We start from the raw sequence: 22922 nt of genomic DNA on the forward strand, positions 1-22922 counted from the left end.
AAGGTTTTAAGGATTATTTTAAAAAAAGCTGTCTTTCAACTTAAAATATTCATTCTCAGCTTTGTCAATAAATAGAACTATCTAAAGAGATTTTAAGTAATTGGAAATATTAAGTGAAATACGCTCCTGTAGATTAGAGACTTCGGCTTTTAGAAAAGGCTCTCCCATAATACTTTCATAGAGCTCAATATAACGTTCTGAGACCGATGTTATATAGTCATCGCTCATTTCAGGAACATCTTGACCTTCAAGACCTTGAAAACCATTGGAGATAAGCCATTGTCGAACAAACTCTTTTGACAATTGCTTTTGGGCTTCTCCTTTAGCCTGACGTTCTTCATATCCATCGGCATAAAAATAGCGTGAAGAATCTGGCGTATGAATTTCATCTATCAGGACGATTTCACCATCTTGTGTCTTACCAAATTCATATTTGGTATCAACAAGAATCAATCCACGTTTAGCAGCGATTTCTGTACCTCGCTGGAACAGGTCTCTGGTATACTTTTCCAATACTTCATAATCAGTTTTAGAAACAATTCCCTTGCTCAGTATTTCAGCTTTGGATATATCCTCGTCATGGTCACCTTTTTCTGCTTTTGTCGCGGGGGTAATTATAGGATTAGGGAATTTATCATTCTCTTTCATACCCTCAGGCATAGGCTCTCCACATATGGTACGCCTGCCTGCTTTATACTCTCTTGCAGCGTGCCCCGATAAGTATCCCCTGATCACCATCTCAACCTTAAAGGGCTCACAAGCTTTACCAATCGCTACATTTGGATCTGGCGTCGCCATTAACCAATTAGGCACAATATCCTCAGTTGCCTTCATCATTTTAGTAGCAATCTGGTTGAGGATTTGTCCTTTATAGGGTATTCCCTTTGGCATGACCACATCAAAAGCGGATAATCTATCCGTAGCGACCATAACCAAAATATCGTTGTTAAGGGTATAGACTTCCCGTACTTTTCCTTTGTAGACCGATTTTTGTCCAGCAAAGTGAAAATTAGTGTCCATCAAGGTGTTTTTCATGGTGTATTCTTATGGAAAATTATGAGAAAGTTTCAACCTGATACAAATTTGACGAAGATTTTAATAGTTTGCATTTCGTACTTCCAATCTCATACTTCTAACTTAATTATGATGCTCAATATTTTTATAGGCGTCAATAACCTTTTTGACCAATTTGTGACGGATTACATCTTTATCATCTAAATAAATCATGCTTATCCCCTCAACATTCTGTAGTACCAAAAGCGCTTCTTTTAAACCAGAAATTACCCGTCTTGGCAAATCGATCTGTCCTGGGTCGCCCGTTAATAAAAACTTTGCGTTCTTTCCCATTCTGGTGAGGAACATCTTCATTTGTGCATGGGTCGTGTTCTGGGCTTCATCCAAAATAACAAAGGCGTTATCCAAGGTTCTACCGCGCATAAAGGCCATAGGTGCAATCTGAATAGTACCGTCCTCAATATATTTATCCAGCTTTTCAGGTGCGATCATATCCCGCAACGCATCATATAGCGGCTGCATATATGGATCTAATTTTTCCTTTAAGTCCCCTGGCAAAAAACCTAAATTCTCTCCAGCTTCCACTGCAGGGCGAGTCAAAATAATACGGCGTACTTCTTTTTCCTTCAACGCTTTTACGGCCAAAGCAACACCAGTGTAGGTCTTACCGGTACCAGCAGGCCCTATTGCAAAAACCATATCATCTTTTTTGCATGCATCCACCAGACGTCTCTGATTCGCCGTCTGTGCCTTTATCAGCTTACCACTAACACCATGTACCAGCACATCACCACTACTTTTAGACGATGTATAATCCTCTTTCCCATTACTGGTAAGTACGCGCTCTATCATATTCTCGTCCAGCTTGTTGTACTTGGCAAAATGGTTGGTGAGCATATCAAAACGCTTGTCGAATTCCTCCAAAAGCGCTTCGTCACCATATACCTTTATTTTGCTGCCACGGGCAACAATTTTAAGTTTGGGAAAATACTTTTTTAGTAATTCGATGTTTTCATTGCGTTGCCCAAAAAAATCCTGTGGGCTGATCTCCGTAAGTTCTATGATTAATTCGTTCAAAAAGAGAGGGATGTTTTAAGGTTATTTTTGCGGCGTTCTTATTCGTTCTTTTTATTTAATTTTATCGCACAAACTTAACCAAAAATCGATTTGAGCGGGGAAAAACATATCAACAGTATTGCATGGCAATCATAACATTAACTACAGATTTTGGGTATAAAGACCATTTTGTAGGTGCTATAAAGGGAACTATACTAAATAACCTGCCAGAAACCACAGTTGTTGATATTTCGCATGCCATCAGTCCGTTCAATATTCAGGAGTGTGCCTATATCCTAAAAAATGCATATCGGTCGTTTCCAGAGGGCACGGTCCATGTTGTTGGTGTAGACTCAGAGTTATCCATTGAAAACCAACATATTGCAGTCCACGTTGACGGGCATTATTTTGTTAGTGCCAACAACGGGGTAATTTCTTTGATCACCTCAGAAATAAATCCGAATAAAATTGTTGAAATAAACATTCCAAATTCAAATGCAGGTTCTTTTCCTGTTTTTAACATATTTGCGCAAGTCGCCTGTCATATTGCTAGGGGAGGAAAATTGGAGGTCATTGGGAAACCATTCGATGATTTAAAAGAATTGAAGGAATTTGAACCCCGAATCATCAATAACGGAAAAAGTATAACGGGAAATGTTATATATATTGATAACTATGGCAATGTAATCACCAATATACAAAAGAATCTTTTTGAAGCCTATCGCAATGGACGTGATTTTGAGGTAATCGCAAGAACCAATAAGCTCAAGACCATTCATGAAACATATAACGGAATCATAGATTTTGATTTGGACAAGGTGAACCGCAAAGGTCCTGGTGATGCATTGGCTCTATTTAATTCTGCCGGTTATATTGAACTCGCCATCTACAAGAGTGACCTGAAGACGGTTGGGGGTGCCTCTACCTTACTGGGTCTAAATTATAGGGATACTGTAACCATAAATTTTCTGTAAATGCTCATTCGCATCGTAAAACTCACTTTTAAAAGCGAAAATATTGCTAGTTTTAAGCAAATTTTTGAAACAACCAAATCCGGAATACTCACCTTTGAAGGGTGTACGCTAGTGGAATTGTATCAAGACCTTAAAAATCCCTGTATTTTTTTCACCTATAGTTTTTGGGAAAAAGAATCTGATTTGGAAAACTATCGGAAATCCGATTTTTTTAAAGGTGTTTGGGGCAATACCAAAACATTATTTTCGGAAAAACCAGAAGCATGGAGTGTTGAAAAAGTTGATGGTTGATGGTTGATGGTTGATGGTTGATGGTTGATGGTTGATGGTTGATGGTTGATGGTTGATGGTTGATGGTTGATGGTTGATGGTTGATGGTTGATGGTTGATGATAAGAAAAAATAATTAGCTTATAAAGTATTGAATATGAACAAAAAAGTATTAACAAATACGGATTACCGCCAACTGCCAACTGTAAACTGATAACCTTTTCAAAATATGTTTGCAATTTTTAAGCGGGAAGTACAATCCTTTTTTACAGCACCGATCGGTTACTTGATCGTAGGGTTGTTTTTATTGCTGAACGGACTTTTCTTATGGGTATTTAAAGGCAGCTTCAATATTTTTGATTATGGCTTTGCCGATCTTGGCAACCTCTTTTATCTAGCTCCATGGATTTTTATCTTTTTAGTACCTGCCATAACCATGAAAAGTTTTTCTGAAGAACGCAAAGTGGGTACTTTGGAATTACTATTGATAAAACCTATATCTGTCTGGAGACTGGTTTTGGGAAAGTTTTGGGGCGCTGTCCTCCTATGTGCCATTGCCGTACTGCCAACGATTATTTATGTGCTTGCAATTTCAGATTTGGGGATTACCGAAGGAAATTATGATTTGGGCGTAGTTTTGGGCTCTTATTTTGGGTTGTTTTTCTTGATTGCAACATATACCTCAATAGGACTTTTTTCCTCCACCTTGTCCGACAATCAAATTGTGGCTTTTATCATTGGGATTCTTATATGTTTTTTGTTGTTCAATGGGTTTGAGGCGGTTTCATCTCTTTTTTCTGATGGGGAAACGCAACAACTTATCAAAAATATAGGGATGAGCGCACATTTTGATAGTATTGCAAGAGGTGTAGTCGATACTCGGGATTTAGCGTATTTTATCTCTTTTACACTATTCTTTTTATTTGCAACCTTACTTCGAATTAAACAATTGCCAAGATGACAAGAACGTTTTCAATTTCAATTCTCGTAGCAATTGTTGTAGTTATATTGATAAATGTGCTAGGTAGTTTCTTTAATACAAGATTCGACCTTACCGAAGATAAAAGATTTACCTTATCCGAACCCGCTATTGAAACAGTCAAGAAATTCGATGCTCCGGTAGTTATCGATATTCTTTTGGACGGTGATATTCCCCCTGAATTTTCCAGACTTAAAACAGAGACATTACAATTATTGGAATCCTTTATTTCCGAAAACACCAATATTGAATACAATTTGGTGAATCCGTTGGAGGATGAAACCCAAGCACAACAAACCATTACGGATTTGCAACGCCTTGGTCTTACTCCTGCAAATATTACCGTAGAAGAAAACAGTAAGGTTTCCCAAGAGCTCGTCTTTCCATGGGCCATGGTCAATTATAAAGACCATACCGTAAAAGTGCCCCTACTCAAAAACAAATTGGGTTCAACTACGGAGGACCGTGTCAACAATTCCGTGCAGCAATTGGAATATGCTTTTGCAGATGCTTTTACCAAACTGACCATAGACGAAAAAAAACGGGTCGCTGTCATCAAAGGGAACGGAGAACTGGAAGATATTTATATCGCTGATTTTCTGACCTCGATTCAAGAGTATTATAATATTGGTGCCATTACGCTGGATTCAGTTGCCAAGAATCCCCAACGTGTACTGGAGCAATTAAAAGAGTTTGACCTCGCGTTGATCGCCAAACCAACAGAAGCTTTTTCAGATGGCGAAAAATATATCATGGACCAGTTTATTGTAAACGGTGGCAGGTCTATTTGGTTAATGGATAAAGTGGCCATAGAAATAGACAGCATTTTTAAAGGCGGGGGAAGTGCTTTGGCAATGCAGCGCAACTTAAGCCTCAACGATTTTTTCTTCAAATATGGGGTACGTATCAATCCCGTGTTGGTTAACGACCTCTATTTTACCCAAATTGTTTTAGCTTCGGGAGAAGGTAACGATTCACAATACAATCCAGTTCCGTGGTACTATAACCCCATGGTATTTTCTAGAAACGACCATCCCATCAATACCAATATTGAAGCTGTACGCTATCAGTTTGCAAATACTATGGATGTATTGGAAAATGACTATAAAAAAACAGTTTTGTTAAGGAGTTCTCCCCTATCCAAAACAGAGGGAACACCCAAACAGATTGGGCTGGATATTTTGAACACCCCACCGGATAGGGAATCTTATATAGATGGAAATCAACCCTTGGCGGTATTGATAGAAGGAGCATTCAATTCAACATTCAAAAATAGGGTCAAACCAATTAAACTATCAAATACGTTGGAACAGGGACCTGACAATAAAATGATAGTCATCTCTGATGGCGATGTCATAAAGAACCAATTGCGGAATGGCAGACCTTTGGATCTAGGTTATGACAAATGGACCAATAGCACGTATGGTAACAAAGAATTTCTGGTGAATTGCATGAACTACCTTTTGGATGATACTGGACTTATAAACATTAGAAATAAAAAAGTTTCCATCCCTTTACTGGATGTTGAGAAAATCGCGGCAAAAAAAACAAAATGGCAGCTTATAAACGTTGGACTCCCAGTACTTTTAACCTTTGTAATAGGCATTTTCTTTAGTGTATTCAGAAAACGAAAGTTTGCAGGATAAGTGTTGATAAATTTGTTTCATTACTATCGTGTTTTAAGATATATTTGTTTCTATTGATTTTTTGTGTTTTGCCAACACATGATTTATGGCAAACACTATGCTAAATAAAGAGTTCACTTAATGAAATTTATAGTATCCAGTACATATTTATTAAAACAACTTCAGATTTTAGGAGGTGTAATCAACAACAGTAACACGCTCCCGATTCTAGATAATTTTCTTTTCGATTTAAAACAAAGTAAATTAACGGTTTCCGCTTCCGATTTGGAAACTACAATGAGCTCTGTCCTGGAGGTCGATTCTGATGCAGAGGGTACCATTGCTGTTCCCGCAAGGTTATTGTTGGATACATTGAAGACTTTTCCAGAACAACCATTAACGTTTGTTGTAGAGGATAACAATACTGTTGAAATAAGCTCAAACCATGGTAAATATGCTTTGGCATATGCCGATGGAGCTGAATTCCCAAAAGCTGTGGAAGTTACAAATCCAAGCTCCACTACCCTACTTGGCGATATCTTGGCAACGGCCATTAACAAAACTATTTTTGCTGCTGGGAATGATGATTTACGTCCAGTGATGAGCGGTGTGTTTTTTCAATTCTCAACAGAAAACCTAACATTCGTTGCTACGGATGCCCATAAATTGGTCAAATATCAGCGTAATGACGTAACTGCTTCCGAAGTTGCCGAATTTATAATGCCCAAAAAGCCATTAACACTTTTGAAAGGTATTCTATCCGGGTCTGAATCTGAGGTCACCATTGAATATAATGACAGTAATGCCAAATTTATTTTTGACGATTCAGAACTGATCTGTAGACTTATAGATGGAAAATACCCAAACTACGAAGCGGTAATTCCAAAAGAAAATCCAAATAAATTATCCATAGCCAGAAATCAATTCCTGAGTTCTGTGCGCAGGGTGTCCATATTTTCAAATAAAACCACGCATCAAATCCGATTGAAGATTGCTGGTGCCGAATTGAATATCTCAGCAGAAGACGTAGATTATAGCAACAAGGCAGAAGAACGGCTTTCTTGCGCTTATCAAGGTGATGATATGCAGATTGGTTTTAATTCCAGATTTTTAGTAGAAATGCTGAATAACCTGACTTCAGATGAAGTTTCATTGGAAATGAGCCTGCCCAATAGAGCAGGAATATTAACCCCTGTTGACGGATTGGATGAAGGCGAACTTGTTACCATGCTTGTAATGCCTGTTATGTTGAACAACTAATTACCCATACCTAAATACTGGAAAAGCTAGCGTAAATTGCGCTAGCTTTTTTCTTTTAAACAAAAGGAATAGTCATAAAATAAGAAGGTGATTCGCCATTAGCGGCCTTTACTGCATTAACAATAGGAAGTACAAAGCCTAAAATAGCAACCCCTATCAGTCCTAAGATTCCCAATCCCAGTAACAAAATTGCAGGAACACTTATAATAATGTAGAGCAATAAACTTAACTGTAGATTGATTACAGCTTTTCCATGTTCGCTCATTCCCTCAACGGTACGTCTGGAAGATAGCCAGATAATCAGCGGAACAATAAATCCTCCAAATCCTGTTACATAATGCAATAATTGTGATAAATGTGTAATCGCCAAAAGTGTATTGTCCTTTCTGATTACATTTTGATTGATGATTTCCATTTTTGATTGATTTTTTGATGATGTACCATATAGGTATACATTTTTAGAGAAATGTTACAGGAGTTACGTAATTTGTATTTTTGTCAATATGTTAAATGTAGATACTATAATTGCTTTAGCGACTCCATCGGGTATCGGTGCCATTGCGGTAATACGGGTTTCTGGACCTGATTCCATTACGATTTCGGATACCGTTTTTAAATCCATAAAAGGAAAAAAACTAGTTCAGCAAAAAAGCCACACCATTCATTTAGGTCACATCGTAGAAAACGATAAAATTCTGGACAAAGTTTTAGTATCCATATTTAAGACGCCCCACTCCTACACCGGTGAAAATATTGTGGAGATTTCTTGTCACGGTTCACCCTATATTCAGCAACAAGTGATTCAACTATTTTTGCGAAAAGGGTGCAGGACAGCTACTGCAGGCGAGTTCACCTTACGAGCTTTTTTAAATGGAAAAATGGACCTTAGCCAAGCGGAGGCGGTTGCAGACCTTATTGCAAGCGATAGTGCCGCTGCACACGAAGTCGCCATACAACAGATGCGAGGTGGCTTCAGCAATGAAATACAACAACTACGTGAAGAGCTATTAAACTTTGCCTCATTGATCGAGCTGGAGCTGGATTTTTCACAAGAAGATGTAGAATTCGCCGACCGCGGTGAATTCAATACCTTATTGAATCGTATAAGTGAGGTCTTAAAAAAGTTGATAGATTCCTTTGCTTTAGGCAATGTCGTAAAAAATGGTATCCCAGTAGCAATAGTCGGAGAGCCCAATGTTGGTAAATCAACACTCTTAAATACGCTTTTGAACGAAGAGCGAGCAATCGTAAGCGATATAGCGGGTACCACCCGCGATACTGTTGAGGACCAAATTAGTGTGGGTGGTATCAATTTTAGGTTCATTGATACCGCGGGCATCAGAAAGACAAAAGATGTAGTTGAGCAAATAGGAATTCAACGAACCTTTGAGAAAATAGAAAAGGCCAGATTGATCATCTTTATTTTTGATAGTCCGGATTTTGATAGGTCTGAATTGAAAAGTATACAGAAGATGTACCCCACTAAAGAAATACTGCCAATCTGTAATAAAGTCGATGCCCTGAACGATCAACAAGTTGATATACTCAAACAAGAAGTTCCCGGTGTGATGTTTTTGTCGGCCAAACATGGAACCGGAATATTAAGTTTGGAAGAAAAACTATTATCACTCGTCGATTCAGGTGCTTTGAGCGGTGACCAGACCATTGTCACCAACAACAGGCATTACGATGCCCTGATCAAAGCATTGGAGGAAATTCAAAAAGTAAAAGAAGGAATGGAAATTGGGTTGGCCAGCGATTTAATGGCCATAGACATTAGACAGGCCCTTTTTCATTTGGGTGAAATTACAGGAAGCGTGACTACAGATGATTTACTGGGAAATATTTTTTCTAATTTTTGTATCGGGAAGTAAGCCTGATTCTTTCATTATTTATTCATTGGGACATTAGGTATTTTAATCGATTTTTTATAACAATCAACTGATTTCTTTGAACATTAGCCAGATACCAATTTTATTGTATCAAATCAATATTGCCCCATGCTACTATACTGAATGTTTTTTAACCTTTTAAACAATGAATGGTTTATGAGGAAAGTAAATCAATGAAAAATAAAATTCGAAGTAAAATAGTAAATTTCTTATCTTCTACTGTTGGTGCATTCCTTGTATATATTGCACCCTCTAAAGCTAAAGAATTAGCTTCAAAAGGGATGACTTTGGTAATGGATAAAGATTTAACCATTTTGGAAAAGTTAATGCGTAGGGCAATCCTTCGAAAACTAGAAAAAAATGGAAATTTTGACACTTTGGCGGATTTTCATCAAAACTTTTGGGTGGAAAAAGGAGACAACTTCTTTACGGCCAATGACAGTCAATTGGAAAATGTATTTATACCGAGTTGCGATTTTATTTTTGATCTCCTGAAAAATCAACTGACTAAGGAAACTGAAAAATTCACGACAATTGTGGAAATTGGAACAGGAAATGGTACCGTTTTGAATCATTTATCCCATAAGTTTTCACAAATGGATAAGCTTATCGGAATCGATTTAAACAAAACACAAACCCTTAAAAACAAAGAAAAGTACAAAAATAACCCAAGGCTTGAGTTTGTTGCTGGTGATGGTTTTGATTGGCTTGAAAAAAATGGAAAAAGCCATACAATTTTCTTGACCTTTATGGGAGTTTTAGAATATTTTACAGAGAATAGACTACAGGCATTTTTTGAAGCGGCAAATAACCTTGGTAAGATTATATTTATTGCGATTGAACCAAATGACTCTAATCACGATTTAGAATTAAATCCTAGATCCAAAGTTTATGGACCCGAAAGTTCCTTTTCGCACAACTATCCCAATTTACTAAAAAAAGCCGGTTTTAACCTTTGGCATTATTCAAAAAAGACCTTTGAAGGAGACACAAATTATATTGTATTCGTAGGAGCAAAAAACTGGACTTAGCAACTGGACAAAGCCATTTTTGTTTTACTCAATTGTTAAAACAGTAACAAGAAATGCTGGTAGAAATCAAATATTATATCAAAAGTCTTTTAAAAAAACTGAATCCTTATATCCAAAACAAAAATGGAATCAACTATTAAAATAAACAAGATTGACAGATGTAAAGGACTTTCAAAAAAGGAATTTTACGATAAATATGTAAAAAAGTCATTGCCTGTAGTAGTTACTGATAAAAGTGAATGGACATCGTTGGAAAAATTTACACCGGAATACTTCAAATCCAATTATGATCATGTTACCAATACTATTGATGGCAAAACTTACAAACTATCGCAAATAATTGATTTGTGTATGGCTTCAACTCCCGAAAATAAAGCTCCCTACCCCAATATATATGATATAACACAACATTTCCCAGAATATGTTAAGGTCATACCTGATTTGCAATATGGAAAATCCAACAGGATTTTTAGTCGAATACTACCAAGATTAATTGCAAGTCGTAACAATCAACAAGAACTATTTTTTGGGGGAAAAGGGTGTTCATTTCCAAAGCTACATATTGATTTAAATTGGGTGCATACTCAAATCACCCAGATAATTGGAGAGAAAGAGTTTATTTTATATCCTCCTAGCGATACCCCTTTCTTATATCCCGACAAAACACTGCCCAATTACAGTAATGTCAATATCATGAACCCTGACTATGATGCACATCCATTGTTCAAAAAAGCTAAAGCCTTAAGAATAAGACTTAATCCTGGCGAAACCATTTTTATCCCATCGGGCTGGTGGCATACAACATATATCCACGATTTTAATCTTACATACGCGGTTGATCATGTGAATTCATTTAATTGGAATACCTTCATGGATCAGAATTACCAATCCGCAAAAAAACATTATCCAAACATCGCCTGGACACTCAAAGTATATAAGCTAATTATGGGTAAAGTATTCAATTTTAAAGAAGCGATATTTAATTGATTCATAATCAAAATCGTATGGATTTGAACGATCCTTCTCCCATAATTATGTAAAGCTATTTGAAGAATCCAACTTCAAGATTAGCACTATTCCAAAAAATGATCGATGGGAACAATGGCATCATCAGTTTTATTGGGCCAATAAAATGATTTTAAAAGAGATATTCTTTGAATATTTTTCGTACAACTATAGTTCTGGTCCATTCAACGATTATCTTAATAGTTCGTTAAAAATCATTATTAAATTGCTATTAATCAGAATACTTTTTTAGAGTACGTTCCCTCACTAATATTGATTTATTTTTTGAAACCAGAATTATAGTCTTATGGAACCACATGACTAATCATTCTGTTTGTATACCAACTTAGACCATTTTGATCGTTTATTAGTATGAAAAAAAAGCAATTGACCTCAAACGACAAAAAACTACTTGACGCGTTTAATGATACGAGTTTTGATTTTCCCAATAATCTTACAATTGTAGACCTATTTCAACAGCAAGTTGATAAAACACCTGAAAACATCGCCGTTGTTTTTAAAGATTCGGTATTGACATACCTACAATTAAATGAACTCTCAAATAAGTTTGCAAATTTTTTAGGGCAAAATTACGACCTAAAAAAGGGAGATTTTATAGGACTGATGCTAGAACGAAGCGAATATCTAATAATCAGTATTCTAGGGATTCTTAAAACAGGATGTGCCTACGTACCCATTGATATTGAAGCTCCCCTAAAAAGAAAAGAATATGTTCAAAATGATAGTTCTTGTAAAATTACTGTTGATGAAGTCCTACTTGGGAAATTTAAGACACGTGAAGACCACTATTCCAGTAAAGTGGATGTCTCCCCTGTAAAAACAAAAGATTTAGCTTACATAATATATACTTCTGGAACCACGGGTAACCCCAAAGGAGTAATGGTAGAGCATGCTTCTGTAGTAAATCTGATTTTTTCTTTGACACAGTTCTTTCAAATTGATTCATCAGACAAAACACTTCTTTTTTCAAACTATTTTTTTGACGCTTCCATAGAACAAATGTTTCTCGCTTTGCTAAATGGGGGCGAATTAGTCGTAATCGATAAAAAAGATATTAAAGATCATATTTTACCTTCTATAATAGAAAAATATGCAATTACGCATCTTAATGCCACACCTAGCTATTTGGATACATTGCCTGATCTTTCCCATTTGAAATCACTGAAGCTAATCGTCACTGGAGGGGAAGTTTGTTCCTTGAAGTTAGCAAATAGGATGGCTGGTTATTGTAATTTGTATAATACCTATGGGCCTACAGAAAATACGGTTACCTCAACAGTGTTAAAATACTCTGAAAGACTTCTAAATGAAAAATCATTCCCCATAGGTAAGCCTATCCATAATACCAAAGCCTACGTGCTTTCAGAAAACCTAGATATATTGCCAGTTGGGGAGGTAGGAGAATTGTGCTTGGCAGGAAGTGGGTTGGCTAGAGGGTATTTGAACAATGAAAAATTGACAGCTGAAAAATTTATAGATAATCCTTTTGAGCCGGGAAATAAAATGTACAGAACCGGTGATTTTGCAAAATGGAAAAAAGATGGAACGCTAGAATTTTTAGGGCGAAAGGATGATCAGGTAAAAATTAGAGGGTATAGAATAGAGTTAGGTGAGATAGAAACAGTACTAAACGCAATAAAAGGCATTAAAAAGGCAATAGTACTTGCCAGCAATCATTTTGGAACAGAGCCTTCTTTAATATCATATTTACAGGCTACTGAAGATAAGTTATCTACCCAATCAATTAAAGAAGAAATTTCCAAGACGCTGCCAGTTTACATGATACCTACTATTTTTATGTGGATTGAGGAGTTTCCCATCAATAGAAATGGAAAAGTGGACAAGACCAAATTACCCGTTCCAGCGTATCAAAGACCAGATTCAGCACCTATCTATCGTAAACCGCGCACCAAAACTGAAAAACAGATTGCACAGATTTGGAGCGAAACATTATCTATACCAAAGATAGGGCTTGATGATAATTTTTTTGAACTGGGCGGCACTTCATTACTTACACAAAAACTAGCTACGGTACTGACAGAAAATTTGGATACTAAAGTACCTGTTACTAAAATTTATCAAAACCCTACCATATCACAATTGGTTGAATTCTTGGAAAAGGATAAAAACAAAATACCAATGGATACTAAAAGAAGGAGAAGACCTTCTTCCAGAGAAGTTGCCATAATTGGTATGGCAGGAAGGTTTCCAGGTGCAAATACAATCGACGAACTTTGGAAAGTACTTGAACATGGAAAAGAGACCATCTCGTTCTTTTCAAAACAAGAACTGGATAAGAGTATTCCAGAGTCATTACGCAATGACCCTCTTTATGTGGGTGCTAGGGGGATTGTTCCATCTGCTAAAGAGTTTGATGCCAGATTTTTTGGAATGAGTCCGAAATTGGCAGAAGCAATGGATCCACAACAACGCTTATTTTTAGAAATTGCATGGGAGGCTTTAGAACAATCTGGTTATTTGCCCAAACATTATGATGGTACAATTGGAGTTTATGCAGGCGCAGGCGGAAATACATACTACACAAACAATGTACTCCCAAACCAAGAATTACTGAATCAAGTAGGCAGTTTTCAAGCTAATACGGTAAATGATAAAGATTATATAGCAACTAGAACCGCTTATCACTTAGATTTAAAAGGACCGGCCGTTAATGTCTATTCTGCATGCTCTACATCTTTACTTGCAATTGCAGAAGCCGTAGAGGCAATACGAAGTGGTAGGTGCGAAATAGCATTGGCAGGTGCAGCGAGTGTAACCGCACCAATGTACAGTGGCCATCTATATCAGGAAGGATCTATGTTAAGTTCTGACGGTCATTGTCGTCCTTTTGATATTGATGCTAAAGGAACTGTATTTAGCGATGGTGCAGGTGTCGTTTTGCTTAAAGATTTGGCGGATGCAAAAAAAGATGGTGATATTATACATGGTATCATCAAGGGTATAGGGGTCAATAACGATGGTGGAAATAAAGGTAGTTTTACTGCCCCAAGCATACAAGGACAAGCAGGTGCTATTAGCAGTGCTCTCGCAGATGCTCGCATTACCCCAGATAAGATTAGCTACGTAGAAGCACACGGTACGGCAACACCATTAGGAGATCCCATAGAAATAGAAGGCCTACATATGGTTTTTGGCAAAAAAGCAGAGAACAAGCATTGTGCAATCGGTTCAATTAAGAGTAATATGGGACACTTGACTTCGGCAGCGGGTGTTGCAGGATTAATAAAGACCTTATTGGCCATGAAGCATAATAAAATACCTCCTTCAATTGGTTTCGAAGAACCTAACCCGGCCATCGATTTCAAAAACAGTCCCTTTTATGTGAACCAAAAATTGAATGATTGGAAATCAAACGGCACAAAAAAAGCAGGAATCAGTTCTTTCGGTGTAGGTGGCACAAACGTGCATATCATTGTAGAGGAGCATGCCGATCAAAAACAAGTATCTAACGGTAATGAAAGACCAATACAGTTTTTACCCTGGTCAGCTAAAACGAAAGAAAGTTTATTGGCCTATCAAAAAGCATTAGGTACCCATTTAAAAGAAATGTCCAAACCTACGCTGTCGGATATAGCTTTCTCTTTATCTACAACTAGAGATCTTTTCAGCCACAGGAGCTTTGTCTTGTCAAATGATAAAAATGATTTGGCAAATATGCTTCTGCTCAAAGAAGAAAACGATATCAAATCCAATGTCGTAAAGGTAATGCCCAGCGAATTAGTATTTCTTTTTCCGGGTCAAGGTTCCCAATATCCACAAATGGGGCGAGCACTTTATGAAAACGAACCTGTATTTAGGGAAGCAGTAACCCGTTGTGCAAAGTTGCTACAAAATGTATTAGAACTGGACATAAGAGAAGTTATTTATCCTGAGCTTGATACTCTGGAAACAAAAAATAGACTAAAGGATACAAAATATACCCAACCTGCTTTATTTGTTGTTGAATATGCTCTGGCACAACTATGGGTTAGTTGGGGCGTAAAACCGACGGTACTCTGCGGTCATAGCATTGGTGAGTTTGTTGCGGCCCATCTGGCCGGTGTTTTTAGCTTAGAAGACGCGCTAAGATTGATAACAATACGTGGAAAATTAATAAGCGGGTTACCCGGAGGAAGCATGCTTTCCGTTCGCATGGACGCTGAAAACATCACCAAATTATTGCCAGAAACACTTTCAATAGCTGCAATAAACTCGGATCAGTTATGTGTTGTTTCAGGCCCTGATAAGATTATTGAACAATTTGCTTCACAATTAAAAGAAAAAGGAATTGCATGCATGATTTTAGCAACGAGTCATGCATTTCACTCCAATATGATGAATCCAATTTTAGATTCCTTTAAAATTGAGGTTGAAAAGGTGTCTTTAAATATCCCGCGTTTACCTATGGTATCCACAGTTAGCGGTACATGGTTGAGCGATGCGGAAGCAACCGATCCAGAATATTGGACCAATCATTTAAGGAAATCTGTTCGCTTCTCAGATGCTCTGGAAACCATGTTGGCTACAGAAGATACGATTCTCTTGGAGGTTGGACCTGGTCGTGCGCTGACAACGTTATCAAATCAAAAAAAGGGGTTAAAGTCATTGGTTTCACTAAGTAGCTTACCAACTCCCAAAGCAGGATATAGTGCCTACAATTCAATATTAATAGCATTGGGAAATTTATGGCTAAACGGAATAGAACCCAATTGGAGGGAATTCTACAAAGACCAGACTAGGCAAAAAGTACTATTGCCCTCATACGTTTTTGATAAAAAACCTTGCTGGATCGAACCTTTAGCCATGGAAAGCAATAAAAATACCCTTGTTCAAGATCCAAATACATCTAAGCCCGAAATCAATCAAAATTCTACTGTTATGAGAGAGGAAATTATTCTAGAAAAAATTTCAGACATAATAACAAATACGTCAGGTATTGAATTGGAAACTTCCGAATACAATCTGAACTTTCTTGAACTAGGATTGGATTCTTTAGTGTTAACACAAATGGCACTGACTTGTAAAAATGAGTTCAAACTTCCAATAACTTTTCGGCAATTAAACGATAGTTTTAATTCCCCTACTCTATTGGCCAAATATCTGGATGAAAATCTTCCAAAAGATATGTACGCTCACGAAATTGATAACAACCAAAATACAGCCCCAATACAAAACATAGATTCCAGCAAAGAAAATCTTTCGTTTGCCACTAACGGGAATCAAGACTCCGCATTGAGCCTTATAGCACAGCAGATCCAACTTCTTGGAAAACAAATAGAGCTGATGCAGGGAAATGAAAGCAAAGAAAGTTATATACAAAAACCCAAGTCTGAAGTCCCCATACCCAAGATACCCACTGCAAACGATTTATCTGAAGACGAGAAAAGAGATCTTAAAAAACCTTTTGGGGCATCTCCGCGGATCGAAAGAAACTCGACCGGTCTAAATCCCTCACAGGCTGATTTTTTAAAGGATTTAATTAGTAATTACAATAAAAAAACGGCTAAAAGTAAATCGAATACACAACATAACCGCAGGCATATGGCCGACCCTAGGGTTGTATCAGGTTTTAAACCTTTGACCAAGGAACTTGTTTATCCAATTATAATCGAAAAATCGTTGGGCAATAAGTTATGGGATTTAGATGGCAATGAATATCTTGATACTGTAAACGGTTTTGGCTCTTGTTTTTTTGGTTATCAACCAGATTTTATAACAGAAGTTCTTCATAAACAAATAGATACTGGTTTTGAGGTAGGCCCGCAGCACCCATTGGCAGGTGAGGTTTGTGAACTTTTGTGTGAATTTACTGGTCACGAACGGGCAGGTCTTTGCAATACCGGTTCTGAGGCAGTTTTAGGCGCAATGCGTATTGCCAGAACAGTTACCGGTCGCTCTTTAATCGTTGCTTTCAAAGGATCCTATCATGGTATAAACGATGAGGCATTGGTACGAGGCTCTAAAAAACTAAAGACTTTCCCAGCAGCTGCAGGTGTATTACCAAGTGCAGTTCAAAATGTTTTAATATTGGATTATGGTACGCAAAAGAGCTTGGATATCATTAAAAATAGAGCTAATGAGCTAGCGGCTGTTTTGGTCGAACCCGTACAAAGTAGAAGACCAGAGTTTCAACCTGTGGAATTCTTAAAAGAGGTCCGTGAGATAACCAAAGCTTCTGAAACTGTCTTAATTTTCGACGAAATCATTACTGGTTTTAGGATGCACCCTGGAGGCGCCCAGGCATTATTTGATATAAAAGCGGATGTTGCCACCTACGGAAAAGTAATCGGAGGAGGTATTTCCATAGGTGCAATTTTAGGGGACAAAAAGTATATGGACGCCTTAGATGGTGGATTTTGGAACTATGGTGATGATTCTTTTCCAGAAGTAGGTGTCACCTATTTTGCTGGTACTTTTGTACGGCACCCTTTAGCTTTGGCATCGGCTAAAGCTTCTTTGACGTTTATGAAACAACAAGGTGGTAATTTACAAAACCGCTTGAATGAAATGACCAAAAATTTTGCTTTGGATATGAACAGTTCGTTCAAAACCAAGGGCCTTCCGCTTGAAATAACATATTTTGGCTCTTTATGGCGTCTAACATTTTTAGAAGAAATGCCTTATTCAGAATTACTATTTGTTCTGCTAAGAAAAAATGGCATCCATATTTTAGATGGATTCTCTTGTTTTGTTACCAATGCGTATACCATTGATGATATGCAAAAAATCAAGAAAGAGTTATTATCAGCTTTAGAAGAATTGGCAAACGTAAATTTTTTACCTAATCACGTTAAAAATTCTTCTATCGAATCCAATGAAGTACTTACAGCAAAAAAAATAAACACGCCACCTCTTGAAGGAGCAAAACTCGGGATTGACGAAGATGGGAACCCGGCTTGGTATGTTGTGGACAAAACAAATCAAGGAGAATATCTTAAAATTGATTTGTAAATATGTTCCTCAAATTAAAATGCATCGTCTTGTAATTATTGAACGTTAATGAATTCTACCTTAAAACAAAAAGCCTCCACCCCGTTCAATCCATTCGCTGGACCTACATTGGAGCGTGTAATACCCATTACAGCATCTCAATCAGAAATATGGACCGCATGTAAATTTGGCGGTGAAGCAGCTAACAAAGCCTATAACGATTCTATTTCCCTTTTCTTAAAAGGCAATCTTCACCGTAACTTCTTGGAAGATGGTATAAAAGAAATAATAGAAAGGCATGAATCACTAAGAGCGACCTTTAGTGCAAATGGGCTTTTTATGAATGTATTCGAAGAAAATCCCATAAAAATACATTATCAAGATATTACGGCATTCAATATTGAAGACCAGCATAAAGCTATTGAAAAATACTTATCGGAAGATGCCAGTTTTGTTTTCGATTTGGTGAAAGGCCCTTTGTTAAGAGTGGGATTAATCAAGATTAATGATTTTGAACATCATTTGGTCATTACAGCCCATCACATTATATGTGATGGTTGGTCCACAGGAATAATTTTGGAAGAACTTGGCACACTTTATTCTAGCTATGTCAACAACAAGATTGCCATACTTCCCAAACAAGAAAGCTTTTCGGATTATGCCGATGACCAACAAGAATTCATCCACAGTGCCACTTACAAAGAAATTGAGAACTTTTGGTTGAGGCAATATGCAGACTCTATACCGCAGGTGACATTACCTACAGATTTTCCAAGACCTGAACTAAGAACCTTTAAAAGTAACCGTAAAGATTTTTATTTAGATAGCGAACTATTGGCTTCTTTAAAAAAAGTAGGCGTTCAATCTGGGTGCAGCCTAGTGACTACTTTAATTTCCGTTTTTGAAGTTTTTCTATATCAACAAACCGGTCAAAATGATCTTGTTTTGGGCCTCCCCTCTTCTAACCAGTCTTTTACGGGAAAAAATCAATTAATAGGTCATTGTGTAAACCTGTTACCATTACGTACCAGACTTTCCACAAAAACTACATTTACCGATTACCTAAGACAACGTAAATCTTACCTCTTCGATGCTTACGAACATCAATCCCTTAGTTTTGGACAGCTATTACAAAAACTGCCCATTCCAAGAGATGCATCTCGTGTTCCATTGGTACCGATCATGTTCAATTTTGATACTGAGATGACAAGCCAGGTAGCATTTGCCGACTTGACCTACGAGCTAAAAACCAACCCAAGGGAATTTGAGGCCTTTGAGCTTTTTTTGAATGCAGGCGGCACTGAGGACAATTTACTTTTTGAATGGTCCTATAACTCATCTCTTTTTAAACAATCGACAATAACACAGATGATGAATTCATTTGTGGAAATATTGAAAAGAGTTGTAGATAACCCAAACAGCAGTATCGGTAATCTTGTTAGGGCAAATGATACGCTTTATCAAAAATTAAACGCTACACAAACTTCCTATTCACCATCACCTCTCAGTGAATTGATTTTAAGACAAGCACAAAAAACACCAAAGAGACTTGCTGTTGAATATGGCGAAAAACAAATTTTTTATGACGATTTCCAAGATCAGGTCAATGCTTTGACACATCAACTTATCGAACAGGGGGTTTGTCCTGGGGATTTTGTGGGCGTTTCATTGTATAGATCGGAAAAGCTCCCTATTCTATTACTCGCGATACTTCAATCTGGCGCCGCTTACCTTCCTTTAGACCCTAATTTTCCATCTAAACGATTGGGCTATATGCTAGAGGACTCTAATGCACGTTTTTTAGTCACCACTAAAGAAATATTGACCAAAGTAAAGGGAAGTTCCAAAACAATACTGTTGGAAGATTTGTTTTCGAGCGTAAAAAAATATCCGACAACAGCTCCAAATATCAAAATAGCCAATACTTCATTGGCTTATTTGCTGTATACCTCGGGTTCCACAGGACAGCCCAAAGGGGTACCCATTACCCATAAAAACTTGGTCAATTTTCTTTCTGGTATGGCCCTTGAACCTGGCATAAAGGAAACGGACAGGTTATTATCCATTACCACTATATCTTTTGACATAGCTGGTCTGGAACTTTTCTTGCCATTACTAACAGGTGCCACTTTGGTGTTGACCGATGACGAAACCACTAAAGACCCTCGAATGCTTATGGAAGTCCTCAGGGATAAGAATATTACCATGCTACAGGCAACACCTACAACTTGGCAAATGCTATTGGATTCTGGTTGGGAAGACCCTTTGCCGATCAAAGCATTATCTGGAGGTGAAGCCTTGCCACTTAGTTTAGCTAAAAAAATAGCCGAGCGGACAACTGAGCTATGGAATATGTATGGACCTACGGAGACAACCATTTGGTCCTCGGTACAAAAAATAAGCGTTCATGATGAATCGATAACTATAGGACATCCTATAGCGAACACACAACTTTACGTTTTAAATGAGAACGGTTTTCCGGTCAACCCAGGGATTATAGGGGAAATAGCCATTGGCGGGGATGGTGTTGCCAATGGCTATTGGAAAAGGGAAGCATTGACCGCCGAGAAGTTTTTGTTTAATCCTGTCCTTAATAAAACCCTTTATAGTACAGGAGATTTGGGCAAACTTCTTCCAAATGGTGAAATTCAATGCTTGGGACGCAAAGACCAACAGGTTAAAATACGTGGCCATCGAATTGAACTAGAAGAAATTGAGGAAGCGTTAGGTACTATTGCGGAAATACACAATGCTGTTGTTGCAGTAAAAAACAATACGCTAATAGCACATGTTGTTCTTAACAGAAACGAAGTTGCTCAACAATACAACTACAATGATTGGGAAAAAGAATTAGCTGAACGGCTTCCCGACTATATGGTGCCTAGACAGTTTAACATTCTATCGGAGTTTCCAACTACACTTAATGGAAAAATTGACCGTAATACATTATCGATAAATTTTCGGCCACAAGAAAAAAATACGCATACGATTTCCATCACAACAAAGAATGAAGAAATAGTAGCCGACGTTTGGAAGGAGTGCCTTAAGCTTTCCAGCGTGAACCGTAACGATAACTTTTTCGAATTAGGGGGCCATTCTATGGTCGCAATTAAAGTTATGACCTTGTTAGAGAAAAAGACAGACAAAAGATTACCTCTTTCCTCCCTTTTGCAATACCCCACTATTAAGCAACTGGCATCATTGTTAGATAAAGAAAATCCTTCATCTAACTGGAAATCTTTGGTCCCCATGAAACCTGAGGGTCATAAACCACCATTGTTTATTGTGCATGGAGCCAATTACAATGTCCTGGTTTTTGAAAAGTTAGCGCAATGCCTTGACGAAGACCAGCCAGTTTATGGCTTACAGGCAAAGGGTATTGACGGAACCGATGAGCCTGACGATACAGTGGAAACAATGGCTGCTAATTTCATTGCGGAAATGAAAACGGTCTATCCTGAAGGTCCTTACTCTATTGCAGGTTTTTCTTTTGGTGGTATTATTGCTTTTGAAATGTACAAACAACTAAAAGCTGAAGAAATAAAGGTAAAGATATTGGCATTATTTGATAGCTACGTTTATCCAAACTACTATTATTCAAATATTTCTAAGAAAAAGCGATTATACAAATATTACCAACTAAGACAGTTGGTCTTTGTCTCCTTAAACATGTTCAGCAGCAAGAAAAATTTCAACAGAAGGGTAAATCTATTGAAACTGGCGCTCAATGGATTGTATTTGAGATTTAAATACGGACAAGAAAAACAGGTCAAGATGCAATTCAATCGTTCAAGCCTTATCGATAAGTTCCATAGCGATGCTTTCTTACGGTATACTATAGAACCACAAGATATTAAGGTTGATTTATTTAGAGCATCGGAAAATGTATATTTCGCACATGATTTTAAGTTTCTTGGCTGGACTGGTCTTGCAACGAAAGGAATTAGAAAACATAAAATACCAGGTAACCACAATGATATGTTCTTACCTCCCAATGTCGAAAAATTTGCAGAGATTTTACAGCATACACTAGACAATCATGATTCAGAATAAGCAATCTCAGATAGTATGTTCCGAATCAAAAATTATCTTTTACGATTATTCCCAGTTGAATTGGAATAGTCGTAAACTAAAATTCTTCAAGATAGATATCTCTGACTTTGAACATGAAGTTCATCGCCTGACCCATTTTCTTGAGCCTCATGAATTATTACGTTCTCAACGGTATCGTTTTAAAAAAGATTGCAATAGATTTATAATAAGCAGGACCATACTCAAAATCTTATTGGCAAAACAAACAGGCACATCTGTCGAAAATATTAGCTTAAAAAAGGATGAAAGGAAGAAACCCTATTTACCCTTGAATCCATCGGTTTTTTTTAATCTTTCCCATTCTGGAAACTGTATTTTAATAGCTATAAGTGAAGTGCCAGTAGGTATTGATGTTGAAAAAATTGATGAAAGCTTTGATTTTACACCCCTTCTTTCCCAAATATTCAATACCACGGAAATTAAAAAACTCAATAACGCTGATCAGCCTCTAAGAACATTTTACACTTTTTGGACACGTAAGGAGGCTATTGTCAAAGCAACCGGAAAAGGAATTACTGACAATTTCATTGCAATACCCTCAATAAATGGGCTTCACCAAATACAATCATGTTTAATTGGAACAACTACAAAATTACAAGTAAACAGCTTTAATATTGATAATGAATATATTGGGGCTATTGCATTGACCGACGAGACTCCGACCTCAAAGAATATTCCATGTTACAAATTATATTCCAATCCAATACACCATTAAAAATGATGTAACGTAAGCTTTTACAAAAAGTTAGAATTCTAATTGGTAAACCAAAAAAG

General features: G+C 37.3%; 14 protein-coding genes. 11 read left to right on the forward strand and 3 right to left on the reverse strand.

What is annotated here, in order from left to right; genetic code table 11:
* Nucleotides 1-81: 81 nt before the first annotated feature.
* Nucleotides 82-1035, reverse strand: a complete 954-nt coding sequence (locus LV716_RS17800; RefSeq protein ID WP_163419124.1) for a phosphoribosylaminoimidazolesuccinocarboxamide synthase — start codon at nt 1033-1035, stop codon at nt 82-84.
* A gap of 102 nt (nt 1036-1137) precedes the next feature.
* Nucleotides 1138-2091 (reverse strand): PhoH family protein, encoded by a 954-nt coding sequence (locus LV716_RS17805; RefSeq protein WP_163419125.1) that lies wholly within the window; start codon nt 2089-2091, stop codon nt 1138-1140.
* Between the two features lie 122 nt (nt 2092-2213).
* Between LV716_RS17805 and LV716_RS17810 the strand changes: the two genes are divergently transcribed.
* From LV716_RS17810 to dnaN, 5 genes are all read left to right on the forward strand, one after another.
* Complete coding sequence (locus LV716_RS17810) at nt 2214-3044, forward strand: S-adenosyl-l-methionine hydroxide adenosyltransferase family protein (RefSeq protein WP_163419126.1); 831 nt, start codon at nt 2214-2216, stop codon at nt 3042-3044.
* Nucleotides 3045-3335 (forward strand): putative quinol monooxygenase, encoded by a 291-nt coding sequence (locus LV716_RS17815; RefSeq protein ID WP_163419127.1) that lies wholly within the window; start codon nt 3045-3047, stop codon nt 3333-3335.
* Nucleotides 3336-3542: 207 nt separating this feature from the next.
* Nucleotides 3543-4274, forward strand: a complete 732-nt coding sequence (gldF, locus tag LV716_RS17820) for a gliding motility-associated ABC transporter permease subunit GldF (RefSeq protein WP_163419128.1) — start codon at nt 3543-3545, stop codon at nt 4272-4274.
* Nucleotides 4271-5938, forward strand: a complete 1668-nt coding sequence (gene gldG / locus LV716_RS17825) for a gliding motility-associated ABC transporter substrate-binding protein GldG (RefSeq protein WP_163419129.1) — start codon at nt 4271-4273, stop codon at nt 5936-5938. Before gldF ends, gldG begins: the two co-directional genes overlap by 4 nt.
* A gap of 120 nt (nt 5939-6058) precedes the next feature.
* Nucleotides 6059-7177: a DNA polymerase III subunit beta gene (gene dnaN / locus LV716_RS17830; RefSeq protein WP_163419130.1), complete on the forward strand. Its 1119-nt coding sequence runs from the start codon at nt 6059-6061 to the stop codon at nt 7175-7177.
* A gap of 55 nt (nt 7178-7232) precedes the next feature.
* Here dnaN and LV716_RS17835 read toward each other — a convergent pair whose 3' ends face one another.
* Entirely contained in the window at nt 7233-7592 is a 360-nt protein-coding gene (locus LV716_RS17835; protein WP_163419131.1) for a DUF4870 domain-containing protein, read from the reverse strand.
* Nucleotides 7593-7680: 88 nt separating this feature from the next.
* Here LV716_RS17835 and mnmE point away from each other — a divergent pair, with 88 nt between their 5' ends.
* The 6 genes from mnmE to LV716_RS17865 all read left to right on the forward strand — a co-directional run bounded on the left by mnmE (nt 7681) and on the right by LV716_RS17865 (nt 22863).
* The gene (gene mnmE, locus LV716_RS17840) at nt 7681-9051 is read left to right on the forward strand and encodes a tRNA uridine-5-carboxymethylaminomethyl(34) synthesis GTPase MnmE (protein WP_163419132.1); all 1371 of its coding nucleotides are present in this window, start codon (nt 7681-7683) and stop codon (nt 9049-9051) included.
* Between the two features lie 191 nt (nt 9052-9242).
* Nucleotides 9243-10100, forward strand: coding sequence for a class I SAM-dependent methyltransferase (locus tag LV716_RS17845; protein WP_163419133.1), 858 nt, complete (start codon nt 9243-9245; stop codon nt 10098-10100).
* A 123-nt stretch (nt 10101-10223) separates the two neighbouring features.
* Nucleotides 10224-11087 (forward strand): cupin-like domain-containing protein, encoded by an 864-nt coding sequence (locus LV716_RS17850; RefSeq protein WP_163419134.1) that lies wholly within the window; start codon nt 10224-10226, stop codon nt 11085-11087.
* Nucleotides 11088-11477: 390 nt separating this feature from the next.
* Entirely contained in the window at nt 11478-18077 is a 6600-nt protein-coding gene (locus LV716_RS17855) for a polyketide synthase (protein WP_163419135.1), read from the forward strand.
* A 48-nt stretch (nt 18078-18125) separates the two neighbouring features.
* Nucleotides 18126-22109 carry a non-ribosomal peptide synthetase gene (locus LV716_RS17860; RefSeq protein WP_163419136.1) on the forward strand — a complete coding sequence of 1328 codons (3984 nt, stop codon included), beginning with the start codon at nt 18126-18128 and terminating at the stop codon, nt 22107-22109.
* Nucleotides 22096-22863: a 4'-phosphopantetheinyl transferase superfamily protein gene (locus LV716_RS17865; protein ID WP_163419137.1), complete on the forward strand. Its 768-nt coding sequence runs from the start codon at nt 22096-22098 to the stop codon at nt 22861-22863. The genes LV716_RS17860 and LV716_RS17865 overlap by 14 nt, the downstream gene beginning before the upstream one ends.
* Nucleotides 22864-22922: the final 59 nt, after the last annotated feature.

The organism is Flagellimonas sp. HMM57, from assembly GCF_021390175.1.
Taxonomy (GTDB): Bacteria; Bacteroidota; Bacteroidia; order Flavobacteriales; family Flavobacteriaceae; genus Flagellimonas.

Excerpts from the sequence above, each read along its gene's own strand:
- LV716_RS17800 (WP_163419124.1), bottom strand. The coding sequence starts at position 1,035 with ATGAAAAACACCTTGATGGACACTAATTTTCACTTTGCTGGACAAAAA.
- LV716_RS17810 (WP_163419126.1), top strand. The coding sequence starts at position 2,214 with ATGGCAATCATAACATTAACTACAGATTTTGGGTATAAAGACCATTTT.
- LV716_RS17815 (WP_163419127.1), top strand. The coding sequence starts at position 3,045 with ATGCTCATTCGCATCGTAAAACTCACTTTTAAAAGCGAAAATATTGCT.
- gldF (WP_163419128.1), top strand. The coding sequence starts at position 3,543 with ATGTTTGCAATTTTTAAGCGGGAAGTACAATCCTTTTTTACAGCACCG.
- gldG (WP_163419129.1), top strand. The coding sequence starts at position 4,271 with ATGACAAGAACGTTTTCAATTTCAATTCTCGTAGCAATTGTTGTAGTT.
- dnaN (WP_163419130.1), top strand. The coding sequence starts at position 6,059 with ATGAAATTTATAGTATCCAGTACATATTTATTAAAACAACTTCAGATT.
- LV716_RS17835 (WP_163419131.1), bottom strand. The coding sequence starts at position 7,592 with ATGGAAATCATCAATCAAAATGTAATCAGAAAGGACAATACACTTTTG.
- mnmE (WP_163419132.1), top strand. The coding sequence starts at position 7,681 with ATGTTAAATGTAGATACTATAATTGCTTTAGCGACTCCATCGGGTATC.
- LV716_RS17845 (WP_163419133.1), top strand. The coding sequence starts at position 9,243 with ATGAAAAATAAAATTCGAAGTAAAATAGTAAATTTCTTATCTTCTACT.
- LV716_RS17850 (WP_163419134.1), top strand. The coding sequence starts at position 10,224 with ATGGAATCAACTATTAAAATAAACAAGATTGACAGATGTAAAGGACTT.
- LV716_RS17855 (WP_163419135.1), top strand. The coding sequence starts at position 11,478 with ATGAAAAAAAAGCAATTGACCTCAAACGACAAAAAACTACTTGACGCG.
- LV716_RS17860 (WP_163419136.1), top strand. The coding sequence starts at position 18,126 with ATGAATTCTACCTTAAAACAAAAAGCCTCCACCCCGTTCAATCCATTC.
- LV716_RS17865 (WP_163419137.1), top strand. The coding sequence starts at position 22,096 with ATGATTCAGAATAAGCAATCTCAGATAGTATGTTCCGAATCAAAAATT.